General features: G+C 53.8%; 21 protein-coding genes and 1 tRNA gene. 16 read left to right on the forward strand and 6 right to left on the reverse strand.

Going from position 1 to position 21,990, the window contains the following annotated elements; translation table 11 throughout:
• Positions 1-113: 113 nt before the first annotated feature.
• Entirely contained in the window at positions 114-992 is an 879-nt protein-coding gene (locus tag FDP08_RS03615) for a RibD family protein (RefSeq protein ID WP_137437211.1), read from the forward strand.
• Here the strand turns inward: FDP08_RS03615 and FDP08_RS03620 are convergent.
• From FDP08_RS03620 to FDP08_RS03635, 4 genes are read right to left on the reverse strand one after another with little or no spacing between them, the layout of a single operon-like run.
• Positions 961-1,890: a lysylphosphatidylglycerol synthase transmembrane domain-containing protein gene (locus FDP08_RS03620; RefSeq protein WP_228263226.1), complete on the reverse strand. Its 930-nt coding sequence runs from the start codon at positions 1,888-1,890 to the stop codon at positions 961-963. The genes FDP08_RS03615 and FDP08_RS03620 overlap by 32 nt on opposite strands.
• Before the next feature lies 1 nt (position 1,891).
• On the reverse strand, positions 1,892-3,838 hold the full coding sequence (locus FDP08_RS03625) for a glycosyltransferase (protein ID WP_137434660.1): 1,947 nt from the start codon (positions 3,836-3,838) through the stop codon (positions 1,892-1,894).
• The gene (locus FDP08_RS03630) at positions 3,825-4,223 is read right to left on the reverse strand and encodes a 6-pyruvoyl trahydropterin synthase family protein (RefSeq protein ID WP_137434661.1); all 399 of its coding nucleotides are present in this window, start codon (positions 4,221-4,223) and stop codon (positions 3,825-3,827) included. The genes FDP08_RS03625 and FDP08_RS03630 overlap by 14 nt, the downstream gene beginning before the upstream one ends.
• Positions 4,224-4,255: 32 nt before the next feature.
• Positions 4,256-5,266, reverse strand: a complete 1,011-nt coding sequence (locus tag FDP08_RS03635; protein WP_137434662.1) for a zinc-dependent alcohol dehydrogenase — start codon at positions 5,264-5,266, stop codon at positions 4,256-4,258.
• An 82-nt stretch (positions 5,267-5,348) separates the two neighbouring features.
• Between FDP08_RS03635 and FDP08_RS03640 the strand changes: the two genes are divergently transcribed.
• The 11 genes from FDP08_RS03640 (at position 5,349) to FDP08_RS03690 (ending at position 14,529) form a co-directional block, all read left to right on the forward strand.
• Positions 5,349-6,071, forward strand: a complete 723-nt coding sequence (locus tag FDP08_RS03640; RefSeq protein ID WP_137434663.1) for a CDP-alcohol phosphatidyltransferase family protein — start codon at positions 5,349-5,351, stop codon at positions 6,069-6,071.
• Complete coding sequence (locus FDP08_RS03645) at positions 6,068-6,682, forward strand: YceI family protein (protein WP_137434664.1); 615 nt, start codon at positions 6,068-6,070, stop codon at positions 6,680-6,682. Before FDP08_RS03640 ends, FDP08_RS03645 begins: the two co-directional genes overlap by 4 nt.
• Positions 6,683-6,814: 132 nt before the next feature.
• Entirely contained in the window at positions 6,815-7,885 is a 1,071-nt protein-coding gene (locus FDP08_RS03650; protein ID WP_137434665.1) for a hypothetical protein, read from the forward strand.
• A 29-nt stretch (positions 7,886-7,914) separates the two neighbouring features.
• Positions 7,915-9,000, forward strand: coding sequence for a hypothetical protein (locus tag FDP08_RS03655; protein ID WP_137434666.1), 1,086 nt, complete (start codon positions 7,915-7,917; stop codon positions 8,998-9,000).
• A 140-nt stretch (positions 9,001-9,140) separates the two neighbouring features.
• Positions 9,141-10,097: a DMT family transporter gene (locus tag FDP08_RS03660; RefSeq protein ID WP_137434667.1), complete on the forward strand. Its 957-nt coding sequence runs from the start codon at positions 9,141-9,143 to the stop codon at positions 10,095-10,097.
• Between the two features lie 55 nt (positions 10,098-10,152).
• Positions 10,153-10,229 (forward strand) — tRNA-Val (locus tag FDP08_RS03665).
• Positions 10,230-10,480: 251 nt separating this feature from the next.
• Positions 10,481-10,789 carry a type IV toxin-antitoxin system AbiEi family antitoxin domain-containing protein gene (locus FDP08_RS20410; RefSeq protein WP_228263227.1) on the forward strand — a complete coding sequence of 103 codons (309 nt, stop codon included), beginning with the start codon at positions 10,481-10,483 and terminating at the stop codon, positions 10,787-10,789.
• A 72-nt stretch (positions 10,790-10,861) separates the two neighbouring features.
• Entirely contained in the window at positions 10,862-11,578 is a 717-nt protein-coding gene (locus FDP08_RS20415; RefSeq protein WP_427901836.1) for a nucleotidyl transferase AbiEii/AbiGii toxin family protein, read from the forward strand.
• Positions 11,575-12,525, forward strand: a complete 951-nt coding sequence (locus FDP08_RS03680; protein WP_137434668.1) for an SDR family oxidoreductase — start codon at positions 11,575-11,577, stop codon at positions 12,523-12,525. Before FDP08_RS20415 ends, FDP08_RS03680 begins: the two co-directional genes overlap by 4 nt.
• A complete protein-coding gene (locus FDP08_RS03685) occupies positions 12,509-13,570 on the forward strand; it encodes an oxidoreductase (RefSeq protein ID WP_137434669.1) in 1,062 nt (353 codons plus the stop codon). Before FDP08_RS03680 ends, FDP08_RS03685 begins: the two co-directional genes overlap by 17 nt.
• On the forward strand, positions 13,567-14,529 hold the full coding sequence (locus FDP08_RS03690) for an NAD-dependent epimerase/dehydratase family protein (protein WP_137434670.1): 963 nt from the start codon (positions 13,567-13,569) through the stop codon (positions 14,527-14,529). Before FDP08_RS03685 ends, FDP08_RS03690 begins: the two co-directional genes overlap by 4 nt.
• Before the next feature lie 103 nt (positions 14,530-14,632).
• Here the strand turns inward: FDP08_RS03690 and FDP08_RS20685 are convergent, their stop codons facing one another.
• The gene (locus FDP08_RS20685) at positions 14,633-14,911 is read right to left on the reverse strand and encodes a GDP-mannose 4,6-dehydratase (RefSeq protein ID WP_137434671.1); all 279 of its coding nucleotides are present in this window, start codon (positions 14,909-14,911) and stop codon (positions 14,633-14,635) included.
• Positions 14,912-15,113: 202 nt separating this feature from the next.
• Here FDP08_RS20685 and FDP08_RS03700 point away from each other — a divergent pair, with 202 nt between their 5' ends.
• The 4 genes from FDP08_RS03700 to FDP08_RS03715 all read left to right on the forward strand — a co-directional run bounded on the left by FDP08_RS03700 (position 15,114) and on the right by FDP08_RS03715 (position 20,337).
• Positions 15,114-16,241, forward strand: coding sequence for a glycosyltransferase family 4 protein (locus tag FDP08_RS03700; protein WP_170978967.1), 1,128 nt, complete (start codon positions 15,114-15,116; stop codon positions 16,239-16,241).
• A 96-nt stretch (positions 16,242-16,337) separates the two neighbouring features.
• Positions 16,338-17,114: a glucose-1-phosphate cytidylyltransferase gene (rfbF, locus tag FDP08_RS03705; protein WP_137434673.1), complete on the forward strand. Its 777-nt coding sequence runs from the start codon at positions 16,338-16,340 to the stop codon at positions 17,112-17,114.
• 45 nt (positions 17,115-17,159) lie between these two features.
• Complete coding sequence (locus FDP08_RS03710; RefSeq protein WP_137434674.1) at positions 17,160-18,392, forward strand: class I SAM-dependent methyltransferase; 1,233 nt, start codon at positions 17,160-17,162, stop codon at positions 18,390-18,392.
• Between the two features lie 61 nt (positions 18,393-18,453).
• A complete protein-coding gene (locus FDP08_RS03715; protein WP_170978968.1) occupies positions 18,454-20,337 on the forward strand; it encodes a PQQ-dependent sugar dehydrogenase in 1,884 nt (627 codons plus the stop codon).
• Here FDP08_RS03715 and FDP08_RS03720 read toward each other — a convergent pair.
• Entirely contained in the window at positions 20,324-21,913 is a 1,590-nt protein-coding gene (locus tag FDP08_RS03720; RefSeq protein ID WP_137434676.1) for a glycoside hydrolase, read from the reverse strand. The genes FDP08_RS03715 and FDP08_RS03720 overlap by 14 nt on opposite strands.
• Positions 21,914-21,990 lie beyond the last annotated feature (77 nt).

Below are 21,990 nucleotides of genomic sequence, written 5' to 3' on the forward strand. Positions count from 1 at the left end.
GGTTTCTGGAGGCTTAATTACGCTTTTTGTGAATCAAACCGGAAATGTAACGTACATATAGCTTTACACACAATCTGCCTATAATGAATCCACCAGCAATGGAATTACTCGGTATGGCGGCACAGATACTCGACAAGAACACGGCCTGGGCGTTGATACTGGAGGCAGTGAACCGCAGTAACGTGACACTGTCGTTACCGGGCAGTGATACCCCGGCACTGGAGCTTTGGGGTGATGGTGACTGGCAACTGCGGCTTCACGCCGATGCAGATGCGCGGGCCCTGCTGTCGGTTTTCCTGCCCCTGTGCTGTCCGCTGTCGAGAGAAGCCCCGTCCCGGGTCATTGGGCAGATGGGCCAAAGCCTGGATGGCCGCATCGCTACCGTCACTGGTGCTTCCAGGTTTATTAATGGAAACGACGGCATTACCCACCTGCACCGCCTTAGAGCCGTATCGGAAGCCGTGATTGTGGGCGCCGGCACCGCCGCCACCGATAATCCCCGGCTTACCGTTCGCAAAGCACCGGGCATCAATCCCGTACGGGTGGTGATTGATCGCAACCGGCGGGTACCGGAAGACCACCACCTGTTCAGTGACGAAGCATCCCCTACCCTGCGGTTGGTTGCCGGTGAGTATCAGCCCGGGAACAAACTGACACCGCGGCAAGGCGTCACTGAAGTACCCTGCCTCGGGACGGCAGAAACCACAGACCCAGCTCACATATTGGCGGTGTTGGCGGACTTCGGGTTGCGCAAGCTTTTTGTGGAGGGCGGCGGGCTGACGGTCTCTGAGTTCCTCAACGCGGGCCTGCTGGACCGGCTGCATGTGATGGTTGCCCCGATGATCATAGGCAGCGGCCGTCCCGCTTTTTCATTGCCGGAGATCAGCCACCTTGACAGCGCCCTGCGCCCAAGGGCCCAGATGATGGACCTGGGCACTGACATGCTGTTTGACCTGGATTTCAGCCAGCGGGCCGACGGCCACGGACGATAAACAGTACGCCGGGCAAGCTCGAAACCAGTACCGCCAGCCCGTAGCCCACGCTCAGCGCTACTCCCTGCTCCGGTGGCAGTCCCGCCAACGGCCATAACAACGCAGCGGCGCCTTCACGCACACCCCAGCCCGCCACGCTGACAGGAACAGCCATGGCCAGTAATAACAGGCTGCACAGCGCCATCAGAACCAGCACCTCCAACGGTCCGTTCAAGTACCCCGCCGCCAGAGCCAGCAGCGCGAACACACCCAGATAGGTCGCTACAACCAGGGCAGAAGAGGACAATTGCACCACGATCGCCGGCCAGCTCAGTAGCGCCAGGCGAATATCCCGACGCAAGGCATGGACGTACCCTCTGCCCGGTGCCCAGAACCGGCCCACCACGCCCAGTGCGATCATCACGACAGCCACTACGGCCACCGCAACCCCACCCAGATCGGCAACGACACCAGCAGCCTGTCCCTGGTGCATTGCAAGCCAGGTGCCCAGGCCAAGAGCAACAGAGATCATCACCACCTGGCCGGAAAGTCGCTCGATCATCACCGCGTGGACCGCCCCCAGTCGCGCCCCGGAGTCCAGGCTATGGCGCCAGGCACGATTAACATCTCCGAGTACACCGCCCGGAAGAACCTGATTGAGAAAAGTCGCCAGATAATACTCTCGCACCGCCACCACAAATGGCAGGAGGATGGCCAGTCGCGCTGCGGTGTAGCGCCAGCGCCAGGCAGACACCAGTACCTGGAGCACTGAAATCACCATGGCCGCCAGCAACATGGGAAGGGAAAAACGGGCAAGCTCCTGCCAGACTTCCGAGACATCGAGAAACATCGCCGTTGTTAGCAATAACAGCAGGGTTAACGCCCATCGCAGCCAGGTGGGTACACCGCGCCGTAACACGTCAGCGGGCACCTTCACATGCGGGCCAGGCAAACAGGTCCTGGTGGTCGACGTGAATGGTCAGGCGTTGGGCCCGTGCCTGGGCCAGCCGCTGGTCAAACCAGCGTACCGCCCGTGCCTGCTCTCCCGGATTTTGCTCCAGAACAGCCTGTTGCCAGCCTTCCAACAAGGCAACCTGCAACGCCGATTGCTCCGGTGTCAGTCGCCAGGGGCTCGGAGCTACCGCCACCCGATATCCGTAGGTTTGTAGTCGCGTCTGCAAATAAGCGGTTGCATCCGGGCCCATGGCAGCCCCCGCTCCCTTTTCGCGGTGCTGGTGAGCATTGACCGTTTCCAGTATCCAGTGGTCATCAGCCTCGGTCGGCGACAATTCGAATTTGCCGTCGTAGGTAAGCACAATCAGCAGGCCCGCCCGGTGACTCGCTACTGCGCTGGCCAGAGCCTTCAGCCATTCCGCTGACACCAGGTCAATCAGTGCCGAAGCGGTCACCAGCCGGGTATCTTCAGGAATCTGGCTGGCCAGTGTCCTGGCTATCAAATGGCAGGCCCGGGTTTCCAGTGGCACATCCAGATGTTCCAGGCGCTCTGCGGCAATCGCCAGCAGGTGCTCATCCTGGTCCAGCAGAACCCAGCGCTGGGGTACGGTCAATGTCGGGACGAGAAATCGGGCGTTGGAGCCCGTGCCTGTGCCCAGGTCCGCTACCAACAGCGGAGGCGCGTGCTGACCACTCGCCGTATCCCGGGTGTTGTATTCGTGCTCCGCCCAGCTGCGTACTTCCGCCATTAATGAGCGGTTACGGGCCAAATGGTCAGCCGGCTCCCGCAGGGCTAGCCAGTCGCTGTCAAAGGTGGTCAGATCGCCGCCTGGCAGAAAACTTGCGAGAGCGTCCCGGAATTCCCTCGCAGCGAGGCTCCAGCGGCGCAGATTTTGTGCTTCCGTATTTGCCGCCTGTGCCGCCCGGGACAGTTCCTGTGGATCACTCAACCATTCTTCGAGGCAGGTTCTGAGCCGGGCTGTATTGCCGGCCGGGTACTGTCGTATTCCGGGACGATTGCCGGTACTCGCCAGTGCCCCGCCGTCGGTGGTGATAATGGGCAGGCCGGCTGCCTGGGCTTCATCGATGACCATACCGTAGCCTTCGTAAACCGACGGCAACACGAACAGGTCCGCGGCCTTGTAGGCCCGGGCCAGGCCCTCATTATCCAGCTCTCCGGCCAGAATGATGCGCTTCTGAAGACCGTGGGTATTTATGAGATCCCGGATTGTCTGGCCGTAGGTTTTGTCCCGGTCCGTCGAGCCGGCCAGTGTGCACTGCCATGGCAAATGCTGCAGGCCGCTGAGGGCTTCGACAAGACGATGCTGTGCCTTGCGGGGTGAGAGGTGTGCGACACACAGCAGGTTGATGACGGAACCAGCCTCCTTTGGCGGCTTGCTGGCAAGGGCTGAACTGGTGACGGTATCGGATCCCGGCTCTACTACGCGGATACGCTGTGCAGGCACGTTATAGTCAAGCAGCCGTTCAGCCGTATGCCGGCTGGTGGTGACTACCCCGGCCACAGCGGCCAACGCCCTGCGCTCGACCCTGAACAGCCAGTCACGGGTCCGGGCCGGCAAACCGGTTTCATCCGCCAACGGATGGTGCACCAGCGCTACCATGCGCAAGCGCCCGGCGTGGTCGGCAATCACATCCGGCAGTGCGCCCATCGCCAGTCCGTCCAGAACAACCAGAGAGCCGTCGCTCAAGCTGGCCAACAGGCGGTCCATCGATAACTCCGCCTGGCGGTCCGGGACCGGAAAGGTCCCGCTCAGCCCCTTGCGGGACACCTCTACACCGACGTCCCTGAGCTCCTCGGCAAGCCGGCGTACGTACCGATACCCACCCGTGTTCTGGTCCGGGTTGCCCGGGACAACAAAGAGGACCGATTGCGCCTGGTCAGAGCTTGCCATGATAGCTGGCCCAGGCAATGTGAGACTCGCCGAGAGTGACTTTCATACCGCACAGGCCCTTGCCCGTCTCTCCCAGCCTGCCCTGATGCACGGCCGCAGCCATGCGTTCAAACAGTGTCACTGCCATGAACTCGGTGGTGGTATTGCGACCGGCGAACGCCTCGATATCGTCAAGGTTCTTCATGTTGAACTCGCCGACCACTTCCGACAGCACCCGGGACGCCAGCCCGATATCCACGATCAGGTCGTCGCTATCCAGCGACTCCCGCTCAAAGGTCACATCAACCACATACGTCGCTCCGTGCAGGCCCTGTGCCGGCCCAAAAATTTCTCCGTTGAAGCTGTGGGCGATCATCATGTGATCCCTGACAGTGAGACTGAACATAGGGTGCGTTTCCTTTCTGCAGATGAATGAATTCAGTGGCAGTTGAAGACAATACGATGGCACAGGGTTTCAGACGCACAGGCGCTGGCACTGCCCCCGTCACCAGCGAGTGATGCCATGACCTCTGGCAGTGATTCAAAGGGGCTTTCCCCGGTGATGAGGTTGTCGAGGACTTCGTCCCTTAACAGATCCAGTGCCAGAGACATGCGGTCGCGATAATGCCAGCGTGGCACCTGTAACGGATGAAGATGACCAACCTGGCTTGAACGAATGGTCAGGCGCCGGGAATGAAAGGCGTGGCCAAGGGGCAAGGGCACGGTCTGCGCGCCGTACCAGCTCATTTCAATAATGCGCCCTTCCATACCGGCCAGGCTCAGGGCGGTTTCAAGACCTGCGGGCTGGCCACTGGCGTGGATAACCAGGTCATGGTCGTTATGCTCGCAATGGGTCTGAAAATCGAGCCCCAGGGATTCCGCCACAGCCTGGCGGCCGGGGTTGGTGTCCACAGCTTTGACGCGGGCGCCCGGTATCCGGCTGGCAAGCCATGCCACCAGCAGGCCGACAACCCCAAGGCCCACCACAGCAATTCGGTCCCCGATCCGGGGCGCGGCATCCCAAAGACCATTCACCGCCGTTTCCATATTTGCCGCCAGTACAGCCCGACCGGGCGGCAACCCTTCTGGCAGAGGCACAACGGCAGAGGCCGGCACACGATAGACCGTCTGGTGGGGAAACAGGCAAAACACGAACCGACCGTGCAGATCACCGGGGCCAGACGTTACCTGCCCGACATTGGCATACCCGTACTTGACCGGAAATGGAAACTCACCTTCCTGGAACGGTGCCCGCATGGTGTGGAACTCGGACTCCGGCACCTGATTGGTAAACACCAGCGCCTCGGTTCCGCGGCTGATGCCCGAATACAGCGCCTGTACTTCGACCGCGGGATTATCTGCGGTTACTGTAGACGGGGGATGATGGTCAAAGGTGGCCTCACGGATGGCCCCTTCCAGGGGACCGGTGACCCAGAATGCGTTTGTCATATCGTCTGTTTCCTTACAGCGCACGTAAGCAACTATAGTTCATAGAGAATGATGCATAGAAGAGCACATACGCAGAGGTTTGATGATGGATTCCCGAACCCGGACATTTCACCTGCCTGTCGCCGCAGATCTTGCCTGGGGCGCTGGCCTGACTGCCCTGCTGGTTGCGAGCGCCGGCATCGCGTTCCGAATGCCCCCGGGGTTCTATGGTATAGCGGCGTTGCTGTATCTGGCCATCGCTCTACCCATAATCCGTTACTGGCCTGCAGGGCGGGATTTCGGCTGGGCCAACCGTGCAACCCTCGTGCGTACCGCCATGATTGTGCTGTTGGTGAGCCTGGCGCCCTTTATCGCGGGCCTCGGGAACTGGTTGTGGCTTTACGGGTCCCTGTGTTTGCTGGCCTTGATCCTGGACGGGGTTGATGGCGCCATTGCCAGGGCCACCCAATCCACAACCACTTTTGGTGCCCGTTTCGACATGGAGCTGGATGCACTGTTTATCCTGGGGCTCTGTGTTGCCGTGCTAGTACTGGAAAAAGCCGGCATCTGGGTACTGGCACTGGGCTTGATGCGCTATGCCTTTGTGGCCGCCGGCCATTGGCTGGATTTCATGAACCAGCCACTGCCTGAAAGCTTTCGACGCAAAACCGTGTGTGTCTGGCAAGTGGTGACCCTGATGGTTGCCATACTGCCTGTCGCCTCCACGGCTTTTGCAACCTGGACACTCGCGACCGCTCTGGCGTTGCTGTGTTATTCGTTTCTTATTGATCTGCGCTGGCTTTATAAAACAGGGAGACAGCCATGAAAACCTTTCTTTCAACCGCGGTCATTTCCACCACTACGGCCGTCACTCTGGCGCTGGCCACTCCTGCGGCGCTGGCTGAACCGGAAACCTATGTGATTGATGACGAGCATTTCTCCATGGCTTTTGAAGTCATGCATATCGGTTACGCACCGGTGATGGGCATGTTCCGGGATGTGGAAGGCCAGTTTGAGTACGACGAGGAAAAGAAACAACTCACCTCCGGCAAGCTGACGTTCAAAAGCAAAAGCGTGTTTACCAACCACGACAAAAGGGACGACCACCTGCGCAAGGACGACTTTCTCAACAGCGGAAAGTTCCCCGATATCACCTTTGAAGTGACCGGGTTCGAAGCCACCGGAGACAACACCGGCATTGTCACCGGCGACCTCACACTGCTGGGCCAGACCCGATCTGTGGCCGTGGACGTCACCCTCAACGAATCCGCTGAATACCCCATCGGCCATGAAGACTACACCCTTGGCATGACGGCAGAAACCACCATCAAACGCAGCGAATGGGGTATGACCTACGGCATCGAGGACGACCTGGTGGGCGATCAAGTTCGCATGCGGTTTGGTCTGGAAGCGGTGCGGGATTCCGGCTGGCCCTGAAAGATGTGACAGGCATCACAGGCTGGACACATATTGTTACACAATCGGGGCAAATTTTTGCCAGAACCAAATTTGGCCCGTTATGTTAAGAGGACAACAATATAAAAAAATGCCACCAACAAGGATCGGATGATGCCACTGCGGGCTCTGTTGACCCTTACAGTCGTTGTATCCGGCGCTATCGGGCTGGGGTACCTGCTGGCGGCTGAAAACCCGGGCCGCTTCGCCTGGATAACCGGCGCCAACCATGCAGAACCGCTCCCCGACGCTTCCGACTCTCAAGTACCTGCCCTGGCCAACAGCTCATCTCCTCCCCCGAAACCGAAGCCACCTGATAATGCGGTTGGCTTCATGCTGGCCAGCGCTGCGAATCAGTACACTCAGAATATCCGCTATCCCGAGTATTCCATCCCGCTTTCGGAAGACCAGGCCCAGGCCTACAGGGGCAATCGGTTCGAACCGGTGGAGCTGCCCCTTGAAGGCGACGGACGATTTACCGTCACGCTTGAAAAGTATCGTTTTGTGCAGGACGAAGACATTCTTGTGGTGGCCACCATTACTGGTTCATCGGTGGTGTCCGACCGCCTGGAGGTCACACTGGAGTCCACGGAGTCCCGCCAACAGCACGCCAGCTCTTCACTAAAGAATGATTCGGGGGACAGCTATTACGAGGGTGTGATCAGTGCTGATGCAGAGCCGGGCGAATATCGCCTGATTGTCGAAGCCAGTGTCGACGGCAAGCCGGTGCGCCATGCTTCCACCCTGACTATAGAACCGGATCTTGGCGAATTCGATGGTTTGGGAAGCCCCCGCGTCAGCAACAATGACCTGGTGATACCGGTTCACTTTGACGCCAACGAGCCAGGCTTTTACGCCCTCGCCGCCCAGCTCTATCACAACGGCCGTGCAGTAGCGCAATTACAGGCGGAGAAGCGGCTGGATGGAACCACCGACACCCTGGAGCTGAAGGCCCATGGCTCGGTTCTGGCCAACCGGGAGATCACCGGCGAACTGGAACTGCGTAATCTGCAAATCCGCCGCCTGCCGGCCAGGCCCGGCGACCGCACGGATTACGGCTTTGGACCGGAGGAAGGCTACTCATTCTCGCCGCCGGACCTGGATGGGCTGACCGACAGCCCGGCGAGCGACCCCGAATCAGAGCAGCGTGCCGCCCTGCTTCAAAAATTGGCGGACAAGTTCTGATACAACAATAAAACAAAGACGGAGCTTCTATGAAAACAAGAAAGCAAAGTGCCTGTAAGACCGCTCTCGCGGTCGTCGTAGCCGGTGGCCTGTTTGCCGGTACCGCCCAGGCCCAGCTGGCCGGCCACAACGTGGTTCTGGTTCACGGGTTCCAGCAGGAAGACCTGGCCAACCCACCTGCCAACTTCGACGCAGTAAAGAGCGCCGGCGAGGACTACTGGCGAACCTTCTGGTTATCCCGTTCCGACGCCCGGATTGACTGGGGCAGCAATGGCCGGGTGGAAGGCAATATCGCTCAGCAGGCTTATGAGCAACTGCGGCAGATCAGCCAACAGGGCCTGTGCAACGACTACTGCATTGTGGTTTCCCATTCCACTGGTGACCTGGTCACCCGCTACCTACTGGAGAACCAGGCGCGCTGGCTTCAGGCCGAAGGGCTTCAGCCCCTGAGGATCCTGGCTGCCATTGACTACTCCGGTGCCGGCGGCGGAACCGAGCTGGCAGACCTGGCCATGAGTATTGCCTACAACGACAGCTGGTACAACTGGCCACTGAAACAGGCGGTCCGTGCCTTCACCGGCATCGAACCGGAGCCGGGCAAGCTGGGCGTGGTTAACGATCTGCAAACCAACGCCGCACGCAATTTGGCAGTGAGCCCCAACAATATTCCAAGGTTGCGGTTTGTGGCCGGTGGCTCCTCTTATGGGGGCATCACCAAACCATTCATTGCCGGCACGGACGATGGCGTGGTTCCCACCCACTCTGCCTGTGGCGCCACCACCGGTAACGGCATCGACTCGTGCACCTCCAACCTCAGCCTGGCGGGCAAGGTGTCCAGCCAGAACGGCCCGTCAGGCCTGTATTACAACCACTTCCCGATCCTGATGAACGAAGGCGTTTCCCACAGCGGTGTTCTGGGATCGGAAACCGGTAATATCTCGGTGCCAGTAGTGAACAATACAACCCTGAACGGGCTTCAGGTGGACTTCGCCAGCCGCACGTACAACAAGCGCGCCTGGTGGCAATGGTGGGGTTCCGGTGACCGCTACGTAGAGGTGCCCGGCTCTGACCAGACCGACATGTCGACGCTGGTCTACAACACGCTCAATAACTGATAGAAACAACCAAAGGGCTCACCCGCCCACAGGAGTATCAACCGGCTCACGGAAGAGCCATTTTCACCCTTCCATGATAAACTCCGCCGCTGTCCCGCTCATTGGCCGGGCCCAGTCGATCCTCTGCAAGGCGGTTGTGAATGCCTCTCTCGAACACCCATAAATCCGACCTGTTACTGGTTGTTGTTACCCTGATGGCCGCTATCAGCTGGATGTTTTCCAAGGAAGCGGTATTGCTGATGCCGCCACTGATGTTTATGGCCCTGCGATTCCTGTTGGCAGGCTCCGTGCTGGCGGCAATTGCCTGGCCATCGCTGAGAAGGCTGAGCCTGGACCAGGTCAAGCGGAGTGCCGGCGTGGGTCTGGTGTTCGGCGTAGCCATGAGCTGCTGGGTGATGGGGCTGTTTCACGCTACTCACGTTGGAGAAAGCGCCTTTCTGACCAGCCTGGGTGTGGTGATAGTACCGGTGCTTGCCCGGGTGATATTCCGGGAGGAGCAGCCCCTGAGTACCTGGTTTGCGATTCCGGTGGCTGTCAGTGGGCTGGCGCTGCTTTCGTTAAGGAACGGATTCAGGCCGGAAATCGGACAGTTATTCTTTGTGGGTGCGGCGTTTATTTTTGCGCTGTACTTCACGCTGAACACCCGGGCCGCCAATCAGCGCACGGTGGTCAATCGCAAAGGTAAGACCGTTGAAAAACACCGAGTGCCCGCCCTACCCCTGACCTCCATCGCTCTGCTCACTGTAGGCGCCGTCACATTGGTGGAATCCACCTTCCTTGAGCCCTGGACACCCACCCTGCAAAACTTCTCCGGCATGCTAGCCATGTGGGTCATCGCCAGTGCCGTGGTCGGCACTGCGGGGCGTTTTCTGCTGCAGACTTACGCCCAGAGCCTGTCCGTCCACAGCCATGGCGTGGTGATTCTGGTGCTGGAGCCGGTATGGGTTGCGCTCTTTGCTGCCGGCTGGTTCAGCGAAACCATGTCCGCTACTCAACTGGCGGGCTGCGGGCTGATCTTCCTGGCACTGTTGATCAATCGTTGGGGTGTAATCAGCAAGGCGGTAAGAGGCTGGACCAGAAAGCAGAAAACCGCCTGAAAGAGGTTGACCACGCCCATCGGAATCAGTATATTTCGTTCCCGTTGCAAAACACAGGACCATAGCTCAGTTGGTTAGAGCGCTGCCTTGACATGGCAGAGGTCGGCAGTTCAAATCTGCCTGGTCCTACCATTTTTCAGCAACTTACAAGCACCGAAAAAACCTTCCGCAATACTTCCGCAAAACGATTTACTTATACAGTGGTCCGTTTTGTTTTCAATATTCGGTAGTGTGTCGACTATCCGGATGATATGCAGAGTGTTGCAGGTTTAAGCCCTTCCCTCCCGGCCATACACGTAAAACCAGTCGCTTAACACCCCCCCCCAAAAGACGACCTCCTCGGCTTCGCAAAAGCACTTGCAGACGCCCCTTCAGCGGCTCCATTGAGCCAGCTTTCGATTGAATTGAAAGTCATCAAGCGCGTTCTCAACGGTAGACAACACCTGACCCCGGACGTAGAAAAATTTGCTGCTCAGGTCTCCTGGAGCATTCTCCATGGCGACATGACCGAAGAGGCTTATGGCTCACCTGAAAAAGCTCTACTGGAAGTGCTGACAGAAGTACCCTCAGCTGTAAGTTTTGAACACGCCGATGCACTAATGCAGGGGCTATCAAACCTATCACCGAAGAAGGTCGATGCTCTTCTGGGAGCCTGCCGCAACACGGCCGACTTCACCCCAGGTGGGCCATAACCATACCCAGAGAGATGCATGACGAGAGTGAGCATGGATAGACGAGCTTAGTACTTTCAACAGGTTCAACTATTGTTACAGCTGTTGCTCTACGTAGCCGAGCATGAGTCTTTCGCTCTCAAAGGGGGCACTGCCATAAACCTGTTTTTCCGAAATTTCCCTCGCTTATCCGTTGATATTGATCTGGTCTTCAGTGATACGGAAAAGGCTGCAGGTGTGCTATCTGAATCAATTTGGTTGTCATGGTCCGTTGGGCTTCCTCTAATTGTCGGCGGCATAATCGTAGCTCCTGACTTGCTTGTATTTCTATTTGGTAAGCCCTTTGCGGCCGCAGACACAGCCTTGAGGATATTGCTCGTCAGCACAGGAATCCTGTTTCTACAGGGGTCGATGAACGGAATATTCCTTGCACTAAATAAACTTAAAATGCAAACTTTATTTCTTGCCATTGCTGCATGTGCTAATCTGATACTAAATGCATTCCTCATAATCCCGCATGGGATAATGGGGGCAGCGCTGGCCACTGCTATATCGGAACTAATGTTTGTAATCTTTACAGCTGGTTTAGTCTGGAAACATAAATGGCTGCCAGGCTTGCCGATCCTAATTAAACCTGCTCTAGCAGGCTTTCTTATGTGTATATCGCTGTTGTATTTTATGACCGATTGGCATGTCTTATTAAGGATAATTGGCGGTGGAGTTGTGTACTTAACCTTTCTTGTTCTTTCTTGGGATATCCCGATTGAATATATCAGCAGCATAAAATCTGTAATAGGTAGACGTAAATGAATTCGCCAAACTTAAATAATCTGAGAGATAAAACAATAATAATCACAGGTGCCGACGGAATGCTTGGAAGGGCTTTCGAAGAATGCCTTGTGAACAAAGCACCGAGTGCTAATGTGTCTTGCTTTTCAAGATCTCGGTTAGATGTCACAGATAGGAACAGCGTACTGAATTTAACTTCACTTGACCCTGATATTATAATTCATTGTGCTGGCCTTACCAATGCCGACGAGTGCACCAGAAATCCTGATCTTGCATACAACGTCCACTATAAAGGGACTAAAAATATAATTGAGCTTGCGCAGAATAACTCTGCACTGGTTATATATCCCCAGTCTGTTTTTATTTTTGATGGACAGGAATTACCGGTTACAGAAAAAACAAAACCGTGCCCACCTTTCGTTTATGGAAAGGCCAAACTTATGGCAGAGCAAAGCCTGCTCGATGAACTGGAAAATGTATTAATCGTTCGAATGGCAGGTTTTTTTGGCGGGGATGATAAAGACAAAAACTTTGTAGGACAGTTTGTCAGATCACTAAGGGATATGAAAAAAGATGGAAGATGTGCGATTGAAGTAGGAGATCGTATATGGCAACCTACTTATACTCTAGATCTCGCGTTAAATACCCTGCTTTTAGCCGCATTGGACAAAAGAGGAATATACCATATGGGGGCATTGGGCGAAGCCACCTTTTATGAAGTAGCTTTAGCATGTATCGAATTCCTGGGATTAGAGAACGCAATAAAGTTGCTTCCCATCTCTTCAGCTGTTTTCGATGATAATGAAAATGCAAGACGACCAAAACGCATGGTAACAAGAAACGATAGATTGGATAGCGAGGGTATTAATTACCAGCGCCACTGGCGGGACGCTTTAAGAGAATATTTGGAAAGGCCATATTTTAAAAACCTCAAGACAAGCTCGAGAATCAATGATGACCAAAAATAAGATAAATAATCTGAATATTACTGATCCATGGGAAAACAGCATTCTGGGTCCCATGAATAGCAGGATAGTAATGTCAGCGATGACGCGAAGTGCAGCTCGAAATAATGTACCGACTTCCGAAATGGCAGAGTACTATTCAAGAAGAGCGAAACATGGTGTGGGTCTGATTATTACTGAGTCGACAGCAACAAGCTCCACTGCCGACGGGTTCCCAAATGCACCTAGAATAATAACAGAGAGTCAGATTACTGGTTGGAAAAAAGTTACGGATGCTGTGCATAAAGCTGGAGGGATAATCTTTTGTCAGCTTAATCATTGCGGACGAATATCTCATACAGACTATACAGATGGTCAGCAGCCTGTAAGCTCAACCGATCAACGTGCAAAAGGTATCAACAAGAGAAATAATCAACCCTATTCAAAACCAAAAAGGTTGTCCCAGATCGAACTCAAAGACGTCATCAACGAATTTAGAACGGCGGCAAGTAAATGTATGCTTGCTGGGTTTGATGGTGTTGAATTGCATATGGCCCACGGCTATCTTCCGGATCAGTTCCTGGATTCAAGAGTGAATGACAGAAATGACGAATATGGAGGGACAATTGAAGGGCGGTGTCGCTTCCCTCTAGAGCTCGCATCTGTAATACTTGAAGAGCTTGGAGAAAACAAGGTAATGGTCAGGATTTCGCCTTCTAGATGGATGGGAGGTGCGTATGATTGGCCAGACCTTGATGAAATGCTTGAATATTTATTGCCAAGTCTGGATAAAGCCGGCTTGCGTATGCTGGATATCAGTTGCGCAAATGCAAATTATTTTGATACCTCAGGGAGAGTTATAAGAAAAGCCAGACCTCTTTGGCCGCACTTACTTCTTGGTGGAGCATCTTTGTCTAAAGATGACGCACAAAATGAAGTCAATCAAGGTTTAGTTGATCTTGTTACCTATGGACGATTGTTGATATCGAATCCAGATCTGGTAGAAAAATTTAGGGCTCATGCAAATCTAGATGAGTATCACCCAAATATGTTAGATAGATTAGAATGAAAGAGTTTGAAAAAAAATTAGCCGGTTGTACTTTCATAGTAACCGGGGCAACTGGGTTTTTAGGAAGTGCATTCGTCAGAACGCTCCTAGAACACCAAGCTCACGTGATTGTGATATCAAGAAGGTCATCAGATCATTGGCGACTTAATAAATATAGAGATAAGTACCTAGTATTCACGACAGAACTCCGTGACATTTGTGATTTACACATAGATAAGCCTGGGCAAACTATTCTGGTGCATTTTTCTGCGTCTGGCGTCAATCAGCGAGATGATGATGTAGAACGAATGGTGCAAACAAATATAGTAGGAACTTATCATGTTCTAAATTTTGCAAATGAAAAAAAACTTAAACGAGTTGTTTTGATTGGTACTAGCGGGGAATACGGGTCTGGTTATGGATTGACCGAAACTGCACCATTACAACCAACTTCTGATTACGGCGCAACTAGAGCAAGCGCAACCCTTATCACCAAGAGCTATTGTGAGCGAAGAGGAATAGATTATACCATTCTCAGACCGTTTGCTGTGTATGGTCCATACGAAGCGCCCTACCGACTAATCCCGTATGCCATTACTCAGGCAATGAAGGGACATACTATAAACATATCTTCTGGCCAGCAAACAAGAGATTATATTTATATAGATGACGTTACAAGAGGAATAATTACGGCATGTCTTTCAGATAAGGCCTCTGGAAAAATATTCAATATCTGCACTGGTGTAGAAACAACTGTAAAACAAGCTGTCAGTCATGTCGTTTCTATTATGGGGGATAGGGTAGATATAAAAACAGGCGCTATTGACAACATTCCAGGGGAAATGTGGCGGACCACTGGAAATCCAGAATATGCATATGATGTATTAAACTGGAAAGCCAAATATAGTCTTGAAGAAGGATTGATTGAGACAATAAACTGGTTCGAAACTGTCGGATTAAAACTAAAGAATTATACATGATTATGGTCTAATATTATTTTCAGATCACAGTATTATCGTATGGCTGCATCAACAAGTGACCGAAATGAGAAGATCATTTACAGGCTTCATAGTTTAGTCAAAACTAAACTAATTCCTCTGATATTGCTTGTATAAGGTTAAGCGTTCCATGAAGGTTCACTTCGAGGCTGGCTGATAGGTGGCTGAAATCGGTAGTCCACGGCTGCCCCATTGAGCCGCCTCCTAAATGAACCACCACTTCCGGCTGTACCTGACGGACGGCCCGAGAGATTGAGTGTATCTCGGTCAAATCTCCCGTCCAGCAATGGATTCGCGATTTTATATCATCAAGACGCCACAGCGAATGTTGCGCACGCACCAGAATATGGACCTCACAACCCATGGATACCAGCCTGCTTCATCATAGTGAGGTAACAGGTTTTACAGCTACGGCGCTGGGAGGAATAGCTCCTTTCACAAACGCGGAGGTTCATCTAATATGAATAGGGTCGAGAAGGAATCATGAGATGCTGGTGTCGGCTGTGAGCACAGTCTGCAACGCGTGGAGACCAGCTGCGGTAAGCGACGACAGGATAAAAAGGATCATGAAGTTGGGAGTTAGCGCTTGGCGACTTAATGCCACTCGGTTTGGTGTGGCCCGCTACACCGATTACCTTGTCTCTGCAATGTCACGCCAACTTACCCCAAACGACAGCATCACCCTATTTGCCCCCACTCCAATCCTGCCGCAGATCAAAAGCCAAGGTGCGCCCATTTACGAACGCACGGTAGGGCCAAGGCTCACTAATGCACTCTGGGAAAACCTGATATTGCCTTTCAATTGCAGAGATATGGATGTCCTTTTCGGGCCGAGCTATACGCTCCCTATTTTTGGGTCCGGCAAGAAAGTCGTGTGTATCCACAGTGTCAATGAAGCTGAGAAAGGCCAGCATTCATTCTGGTACAACCTTACATACGGACTTAAATACCGGCTCAGCGCAAAAGTTGCCGATCGGGTCATTGTCAATTCACAGTCCAACAAAGATCGTGTCGTCAATCACTATGGAATTTCGCCAGACAAGGTCGACGTCATTTGGCTAGGCGTAGACGATAAATTCAAGCCCCTGGAAGATGATCAAGCGGATACTATTTTGAGGCATACCCGCGTCAGGTATATCGGCGAAGATCGACCTTATGTGCTTTTTGTCGGGACCATGTCAGCACGTCGCAACATTCCAACGCTGATAAAAGCTTTCGCGAAAGCAAAAAAGCAGCAGGACCTACCTCATGCGCTTTTCCTCGTCGGCCAGAATAAGGAAGGTATTCCCATAGGCCAACTGGCGCGAGATGCCGGAGTTGAAGACAGCGTTGTGCATTTTGGCGGCACCTTCGAGAATCACGGTGGCATTATTCCTATTTATAACGCTGCAGATCTCTTTGTGATGCCCGCCAATACGGAAGGATTCTCGCTGACGCTCCCGGAAGCCATGGCCTGTGGCGTTCCCGCCATAACCTCGGCCAGTTCTTCGCTCGGGGAAGTGGCCAACGGTTATGCCCACACGCTTGACCACATCGATGAGGAAAACCTGAGTGCAGCCATTGCTGAAGTGTTGACCGATCGACAGCTTCATAAGAAGCTTAAAGAACGCGGACTAGAGCGTGCTAAAGAGCTTCGTTGGGACAAATGCGCAAAAAAAACCCTGGCGGTGCTGCGTCAGGTGGCAGAAAGTTGAACTGTTGAACTATCGGAGTCATTTTGGACCATTTACGGCCTTCAACACATCGTGGGCCAAGTGTTAAGGCCCTTTGCAACAAGCAGGGAAAGCGATATGAAAACGATTATCCTCGCCGGCGGTTTAGGCACGCGCTTATCGGAAGAGACACAACTGAAACCAAAACCCATGGTTGAAATAGGTGGCAAACCGATTCTCTGGCACATTATGAAAATATACAGTAGCCAGGGCTTTCATGAGTTTTACACCGCGCTGGGCTACAAGAGTGAATCCATCAAGGATTTTTTTATCAATTACTACCACCGGCAAAACCATCTGCGTATCGAGACCGGTAGTGGCCAGATTACAGTAGAGGAACGAGCCGATTCCTCCAGTGAGAATTGGATCGTTAACTTGATTGAAACGGGCAGGTTAACCAACACTGGGGGCCGGATCCGCCGCATGAAACCGTGGGTCGGCGATGGCACGTTTATGATGACCTATGGTGACGGTGTCGCAGACGTGGATATCAATGCGCTGCTCAAGTTCCATAAGAGTCACGGTCGCCTCGCTACCGTTACTGCGGTTCGCCCCCCTGCCCGTTTCGGCGGAATCTCCTTCGACGACGGGATTGTCAAAGAGTTCATTGAAAAACCTCAAATTGGCGAAGGCTGGATAAACGGTGGTTTTTTCGTACTGGAACCCGGTGTCATTGACTACATCAGTGGCGACGAAACCAGTTTTGAGAAGGAATCATTGGAGAAGCTTGCCTCGGATAATCAGTTAGCCGCGTACAAGCACAAGGGTTTCTGGCAATGCATGGATACGATACGCGATGTGGCGCTGGTCAACGAGCTATGGGAAAACGGCACTCCCCCTTGGAAAAAATGGTAGTGCCGATTGCGGTTCAACCCACTCATTTTTCAGGCAGGAAACGTCATGTCCGAAAGAGCCAGCCACTTTTGCCGATGCTGTGAAAGCACAGATATGTTCATGTTTCTGCCTTTGGGCCCGCACGGTCCGGCTCAAGGATTCCTCGAACGGGAGAAACTGCATAAAGAGAAGCTTTTCGACCTCAACACTCATGCCTGTTTGCAGTGCGGCCTGATACAGGTTCCGAATCGATTACCACCTGATTTTTTCCGCCACTACCTCTGGGTGCCATCGACCGGAGCCCTGGCCCATGTTCACTTCGCCGATCTTGCAAAAAAAATCAAGAGTACGTTGCTAACAAACTCCGAAGACCTATTCGTGGATATCGGCTGCAACGATGGTTTGCTGCTTAAATCAGCGAATGATGTTGGCATTAAGACTCTGGGCATTGACCCGGCAGAAAATATCGGCCAGATGGCCAAGGAGAAGAATCTCACGGTCATCAGTGAGTACTTTAACGCTGAGACGGCCAAACTGGCGCTCAAGCAACACGGTAAAGCGAAAGTCATTACATCGAACAACACCTTTAACCATATCGACAACTTGCATGACTTCATGGATGGCATCCGTATTTTGCTGAAGCAGGATGGCACGTTTATTGTCGAGGTACCTCAGGCCCTCCAGTACTTCAACAACCTGATGTTCGATAACATTTATCACGAGCATGTGTCTGTTTTCAGCGTTAAATCTCTGTCTGATCTCTACCGCGGATTTGGCATGGAAATTTACGACATTGAGTCCATCGATGTTCAGGGTGGTTCTATGCGTGTTTACGCCAGATTTGCTGACGACGAAGTAACTATTTCTCCCTATGTACAGGAATGGCTTGACGAGGAAAAGAAGGCCGGACTACTTGATGCAAATGCTTACAAGCGCTTTGAAACCTCGGTGGAAGGCATTCGCGATAAATTGCTGTCAATCCTCGATGATCTAAAGGCCGAGGGAAAATCGATTATCGGTTACGGCGCCTCAGCAAAAGGCAACACACTGCTCAACTACTACGGTATTGGAACAGAAACGTTGCCGGTTATCGTTGATAAAAACACGCTCAAGCACGGCCTCTACTCACCCGGCATGCACATTCCGGTTCGCCCGGTCGAGGCGATTGCAGAAGAAAACCCGGATTACATCCTCATATTGGCCTGGAACTTTGCGAATGAGGTAATGACTCAACAGGAAGAATACCGAAGGGGCGGTGGAAAATTTATTATTCCGTTACCGAAACCACGCGTGGTATGAACCAAGCGAAACCGGCGCTTACCTTAAAATGGGATATGGCCGCAGAGATGGGATTATCGATTTGTTTCAGATTGACGGCAACAAACGGCTTCCTGCGGTCACCCTATTTAGGGTATTGAAATGGGGAAGCTGGCATGGATTGGTGACGATTGCACTTAGCTTGCTGGTATCGGTGATGCTCGGGCTTGATCGTGCTCCGTCCGATTCATGGCTCCCGGCGGCCTATGTCATCGGCTTTTATCTTGCATTATCTTTGGTGATCATAGCCGCAACGCCACGACCGAAGCTGTTGTTCGGTCTTTGGGTGACCATGGCTTTGCTGGCGATGGTCACAGGGTATCTGGGTCTTCACAAACTTGGGCTTGCTTCCGCAGTGCCGGCGCTGTTCACGGGTCTTGTTCTGGCGGCCCTTGCTGCCCTGGCCCCTCATTTGGGTTGGCGCGGGCGGCTGACGGTGCTCGTGGCTTCGGCGCTGGCAGCCACTGCGGGGCTGTTGATTGACAAAACGCCTAATAGCCCACGCAGTGAACCAATGACCACCATGTCGAGCGCGCTTTATCCGCTAGAGTTGCGGCGTTTTGAAGGGCTGGTGACGATACCTGCTGCGGATGGTGGCGCATTAGCAGTGTTACCAGATGGGCTGTTGCTGGCTGGTGGAGACGGAAGCTTTCAGTGGCTTGCAGGGACCGAAGGTCTGAGCGCACGAACGGCACTTCAGCTCGACTTACCTGCACCTGCCGACCGCGCCGCCTACTTAGCGGACTTTGACAATCCCGCACTTGCGCCGAGGCTGCGACTGACCGATGTGATATTCGCGCCCGGCGCCAAACCCACCCGACTGTTTGCGGCGCATCAGGCATGGGCCTCGACAGAGCGTTGCTACACAATGCGGGTGTCGGTTCTTGCACTGGATTGGGATGCCGACTCCTCTCCACGAGCAGCGGACGCCTGGACGACGCTTTATGACTCCGCGCCCTGCCTGACTGCGGAGGGTCAATTTGACGACAGCGAAACCGGCGGACGGCTTGCATGGGCGCCAGACGGCGCGTTATTGCTGACGCTGGGCGATACCGGATTCAGCGGACTCGACGGCTCAATGCCATTTGCTCAGGCAGAGGAAGACAACGCATATGGCAAAATCTGGCGGATCGATCCGGACACCGGCGCTGCACGGATTGTCAGCATCGGCCACCGCAATCCGCAAGGACTCGTGGTCGCGCAGAACGGACGGGTCTGGTCTTCCGAGCACGGGCCGCAAGGCGGTGACGAGATAAACTTGATCCGCGAGGGCGCAAATTACGGCTGGCCGCTGGTTACCTACGGCACCAACTACGGGTCCACCAGTTGGCCTCTCGATCTCGACGGCTTTAACCATCGCGGCTTCGCCGAGCCTGCGCTTAGCTTTGTGCCGTCGGTCGCTACCTCGGCCATAATCGAAGTTACGGGGCCGATGTTTGCGCGTTGGAAGGGCGATCTGCTTCTGGCCACTCTGCGCTCCAACAGGCTCTACCGGCTGCGGCCGGTGGGGAACCGGATCGTCTATTCCGAGGCGATGTTCCTCGGTGAACGTCTGCGCGATCTGGCGGAGTTGCCAGATGGGAGCATCGTCGCGTGGGTCGACCGCGGCGTGTTGCTGGAACTGCGCACTAGCGCCAAAACGTCGGCGTTTGGACGGTTCTGTAAAGGTTGTCACGCTCCGACCTTCGGCGCACCCGCAGGACCGCCGCTGGCCGGTCTGATCGGTCGCGAAGTTGCCACTGTGCCCGGCTTCAATTATTCGCCAGCGCTGACGGCACTCGGAGGTGTTTGGGATGAGGCCAGGCTCGATGCTTTCCTTCGAGCCCCCCAAGCATTCGCGCCCGGAACATCAATGGTATTGCCCCCATTGGACGATGCAGTGCGCGCAGAATTGATCGACTATTTCACCGTGGCTAACCCGGATTAATAAGCGTTGCGGACAGGGAAGTCACGCTTGTTGGACCGACGGTTAATCTGAAGCTCGCGTTATCTGAAAGCGTGAGGGGTGGAAGCTCTTTCCAGCGGATTGACCTATCCGAATACTCCCCTTTTACAGTTCCTTGCAAGGCCATATTTTCGATAGAAAAATCCATCTCGGCCTCGAAAGTTGAGTTATTGATAACTACCAGAGTCAGCTCGTTCTTTCTGTCAGAGCGAAATGCTGTCACCTTGACGAGTTTATTGTCTGATACGGCATCGATCCGCAACGAACCTGGCGTAACCCAGCGGGCAAAATGACCAATGGCGCCTCCGATTCCGCTTATATGAATCTCAGATCTCGCCTGGTCGACGAGTGCAATATGACTGGATTGACTGAAAAATTCGATGCCTCTGTCTTTGAAGTGGGCATCGTGGCTTTGCCTGTCCCACAGGTTATACATGGCAAAATAGGCCGACGCGTTGGCATACACCAGCTCATCATGGATGTGATTCGCCCGCGCCCGCAGGTTTTCCGGAGAGCCAAATGGATAGTCAGCGCGCCCCGGCCCCTCTGAAGCCTCAGTCATCCAGACAGGGATATCGTAACGGGCGGCAAGCTCAGAAAGCTGCTTACGCTCCCGTATCTCATCATCATCAGGCATACCGATACCTGATGTCTGCAAAATACGACGGACACTGGAATAGGCAGAATCATAGGGATACGCGTGATAGGCCAAGGCGCCAACGTAGGAGCGCGCAACCGGATCTGCAAGTATGGCCTGGCTGGTCTCAATGGATTTTGCGACCGTTTCTTCCGCAGGAACGATGAATTTGATCCCGGAAAAGCCTGCGTCCTGCAAACGTTTACCCACGATTTTTATGATATCCACAACCTCTGTTAGAGAGCCACCCTCCAACTCCCGATTTCCGCTCAATGGCTCATTAAAAAGGGTAATGTGTTTTGGTGTGACCCCAGCAATTTCCTGCCAGTGTGAAACCCCGGCAACTACGTGTTCAGAGACTTCCTGGAGATACCGGCGGTAAGAATGTTTGCGTAGCTCCTTCATCCAGGACAGTTCAGTGCGCAGGTCTATGGTTAGGCCAAGAGAATAATCGCTGAAACCGTAGGGCTCAGCGTGACGCACCAAACGTTTTAGAATGGCATCGGACACGTCCCAGCGAAAACCTTCCCTCTCAACAATCAGCGGATCTTCGTTGTCGTTTTTCGGTTCAAGCCACAGCTGCAGGCTGCCAAGATTCAAACCAACATCGTCATAAACGGCCTTGACCGCCTGGTCCCGTAAGCCACTATTCAATAGGTCGCGGACCCCATTTCCAGTGGCCATGATGCCAGCAAGCGTTGTCGCGCCGAACCCTGCCATTTCCTGATATTCGATGGCGTTATCGATTCGCACATTGATTGTCTCTACCTGCTTCCCTGAATCTGCCGGCAACGAGTACGGAGAAGCAGCGCAAGCTCCCAGTGAGGCAGAGAGCAGGATTGCCAGGAATCGAAACGATCTGGAGCATCTGGTCACAGCCAGACTGCTGCGGTGAGAGAGGCGTTCAATGATCAATTTCATAGGCTTGCTCAACCCTCAACTTCTAACTTGGCGTTGCGGATAGTATATTATTAATTCAAACCAGAATGACCAGACCA

The sequence above is a fragment of the Marinobacter panjinensis genome (assembly GCF_005298175.1).
In the GTDB taxonomy this organism is placed as follows: Bacteria; Pseudomonadota; Gammaproteobacteria; order Pseudomonadales; family Oleiphilaceae; genus Marinobacter; species Marinobacter panjinensis.

Bases quoted from the DNA above. Each gene is read 5' to 3' on its own strand.
- FDP08_RS03615 (WP_137437211.1), top strand. From the start codon at position 114: ATGGCGGCACAGATACTCGACAAGAACACGGCCTGGGCGTTGATACTG.
- FDP08_RS03625 (WP_137434660.1), bottom strand. From the start codon at position 3,838: ATGGCAAGCTCTGACCAGGCGCAATCGGTCCTCTTTGTTGTCCCGGGC.
- FDP08_RS03630 (WP_137434661.1), bottom strand. From the start codon at position 4,223: ATGTTCAGTCTCACTGTCAGGGATCACATGATGATCGCCCACAGCTTC.
- FDP08_RS03635 (WP_137434662.1), bottom strand. From the start codon at position 5,266: ATGACAAACGCATTCTGGGTCACCGGTCCCCTGGAAGGGGCCATCCGT.
- FDP08_RS03640 (WP_137434663.1), top strand. From the start codon at position 5,349: ATGATGGATTCCCGAACCCGGACATTTCACCTGCCTGTCGCCGCAGAT.
- FDP08_RS03645 (WP_137434664.1), top strand. From the start codon at position 6,068: ATGAAAACCTTTCTTTCAACCGCGGTCATTTCCACCACTACGGCCGTC.
- FDP08_RS03650 (WP_137434665.1), top strand. From the start codon at position 6,815: ATGCCACTGCGGGCTCTGTTGACCCTTACAGTCGTTGTATCCGGCGCT.
- FDP08_RS03655 (WP_137434666.1), top strand. From the start codon at position 7,915: ATGAAAACAAGAAAGCAAAGTGCCTGTAAGACCGCTCTCGCGGTCGTC.
- FDP08_RS03660 (WP_137434667.1), top strand. From the start codon at position 9,141: ATGCCTCTCTCGAACACCCATAAATCCGACCTGTTACTGGTTGTTGTT.
- FDP08_RS03680 (WP_137434668.1), top strand. From the start codon at position 11,575: ATGAATTCGCCAAACTTAAATAATCTGAGAGATAAAACAATAATAATC.
- FDP08_RS03685 (WP_137434669.1), top strand. From the start codon at position 12,509: ATGATGACCAAAAATAAGATAAATAATCTGAATATTACTGATCCATGG.
- FDP08_RS03690 (WP_137434670.1), top strand. From the start codon at position 13,567: ATGAAAGAGTTTGAAAAAAAATTAGCCGGTTGTACTTTCATAGTAACC.
- FDP08_RS20685 (WP_137434671.1), bottom strand. From the start codon at position 14,911: ATGGGTTGTGAGGTCCATATTCTGGTGCGTGCGCAACATTCGCTGTGG.
- FDP08_RS03700 (WP_170978967.1), top strand. From the start codon at position 15,114: ATGAAGTTGGGAGTTAGCGCTTGGCGACTTAATGCCACTCGGTTTGGT.
- rfbF (WP_137434673.1), top strand. From the start codon at position 16,338: ATGAAAACGATTATCCTCGCCGGCGGTTTAGGCACGCGCTTATCGGAA.
- FDP08_RS03710 (WP_137434674.1), top strand. From the start codon at position 17,160: ATGTCCGAAAGAGCCAGCCACTTTTGCCGATGCTGTGAAAGCACAGAT.
- FDP08_RS03720 (WP_137434676.1), bottom strand. From the start codon at position 21,913: ATGAAATTGATCATTGAACGCCTCTCTCACCGCAGCAGTCTGGCTGTG.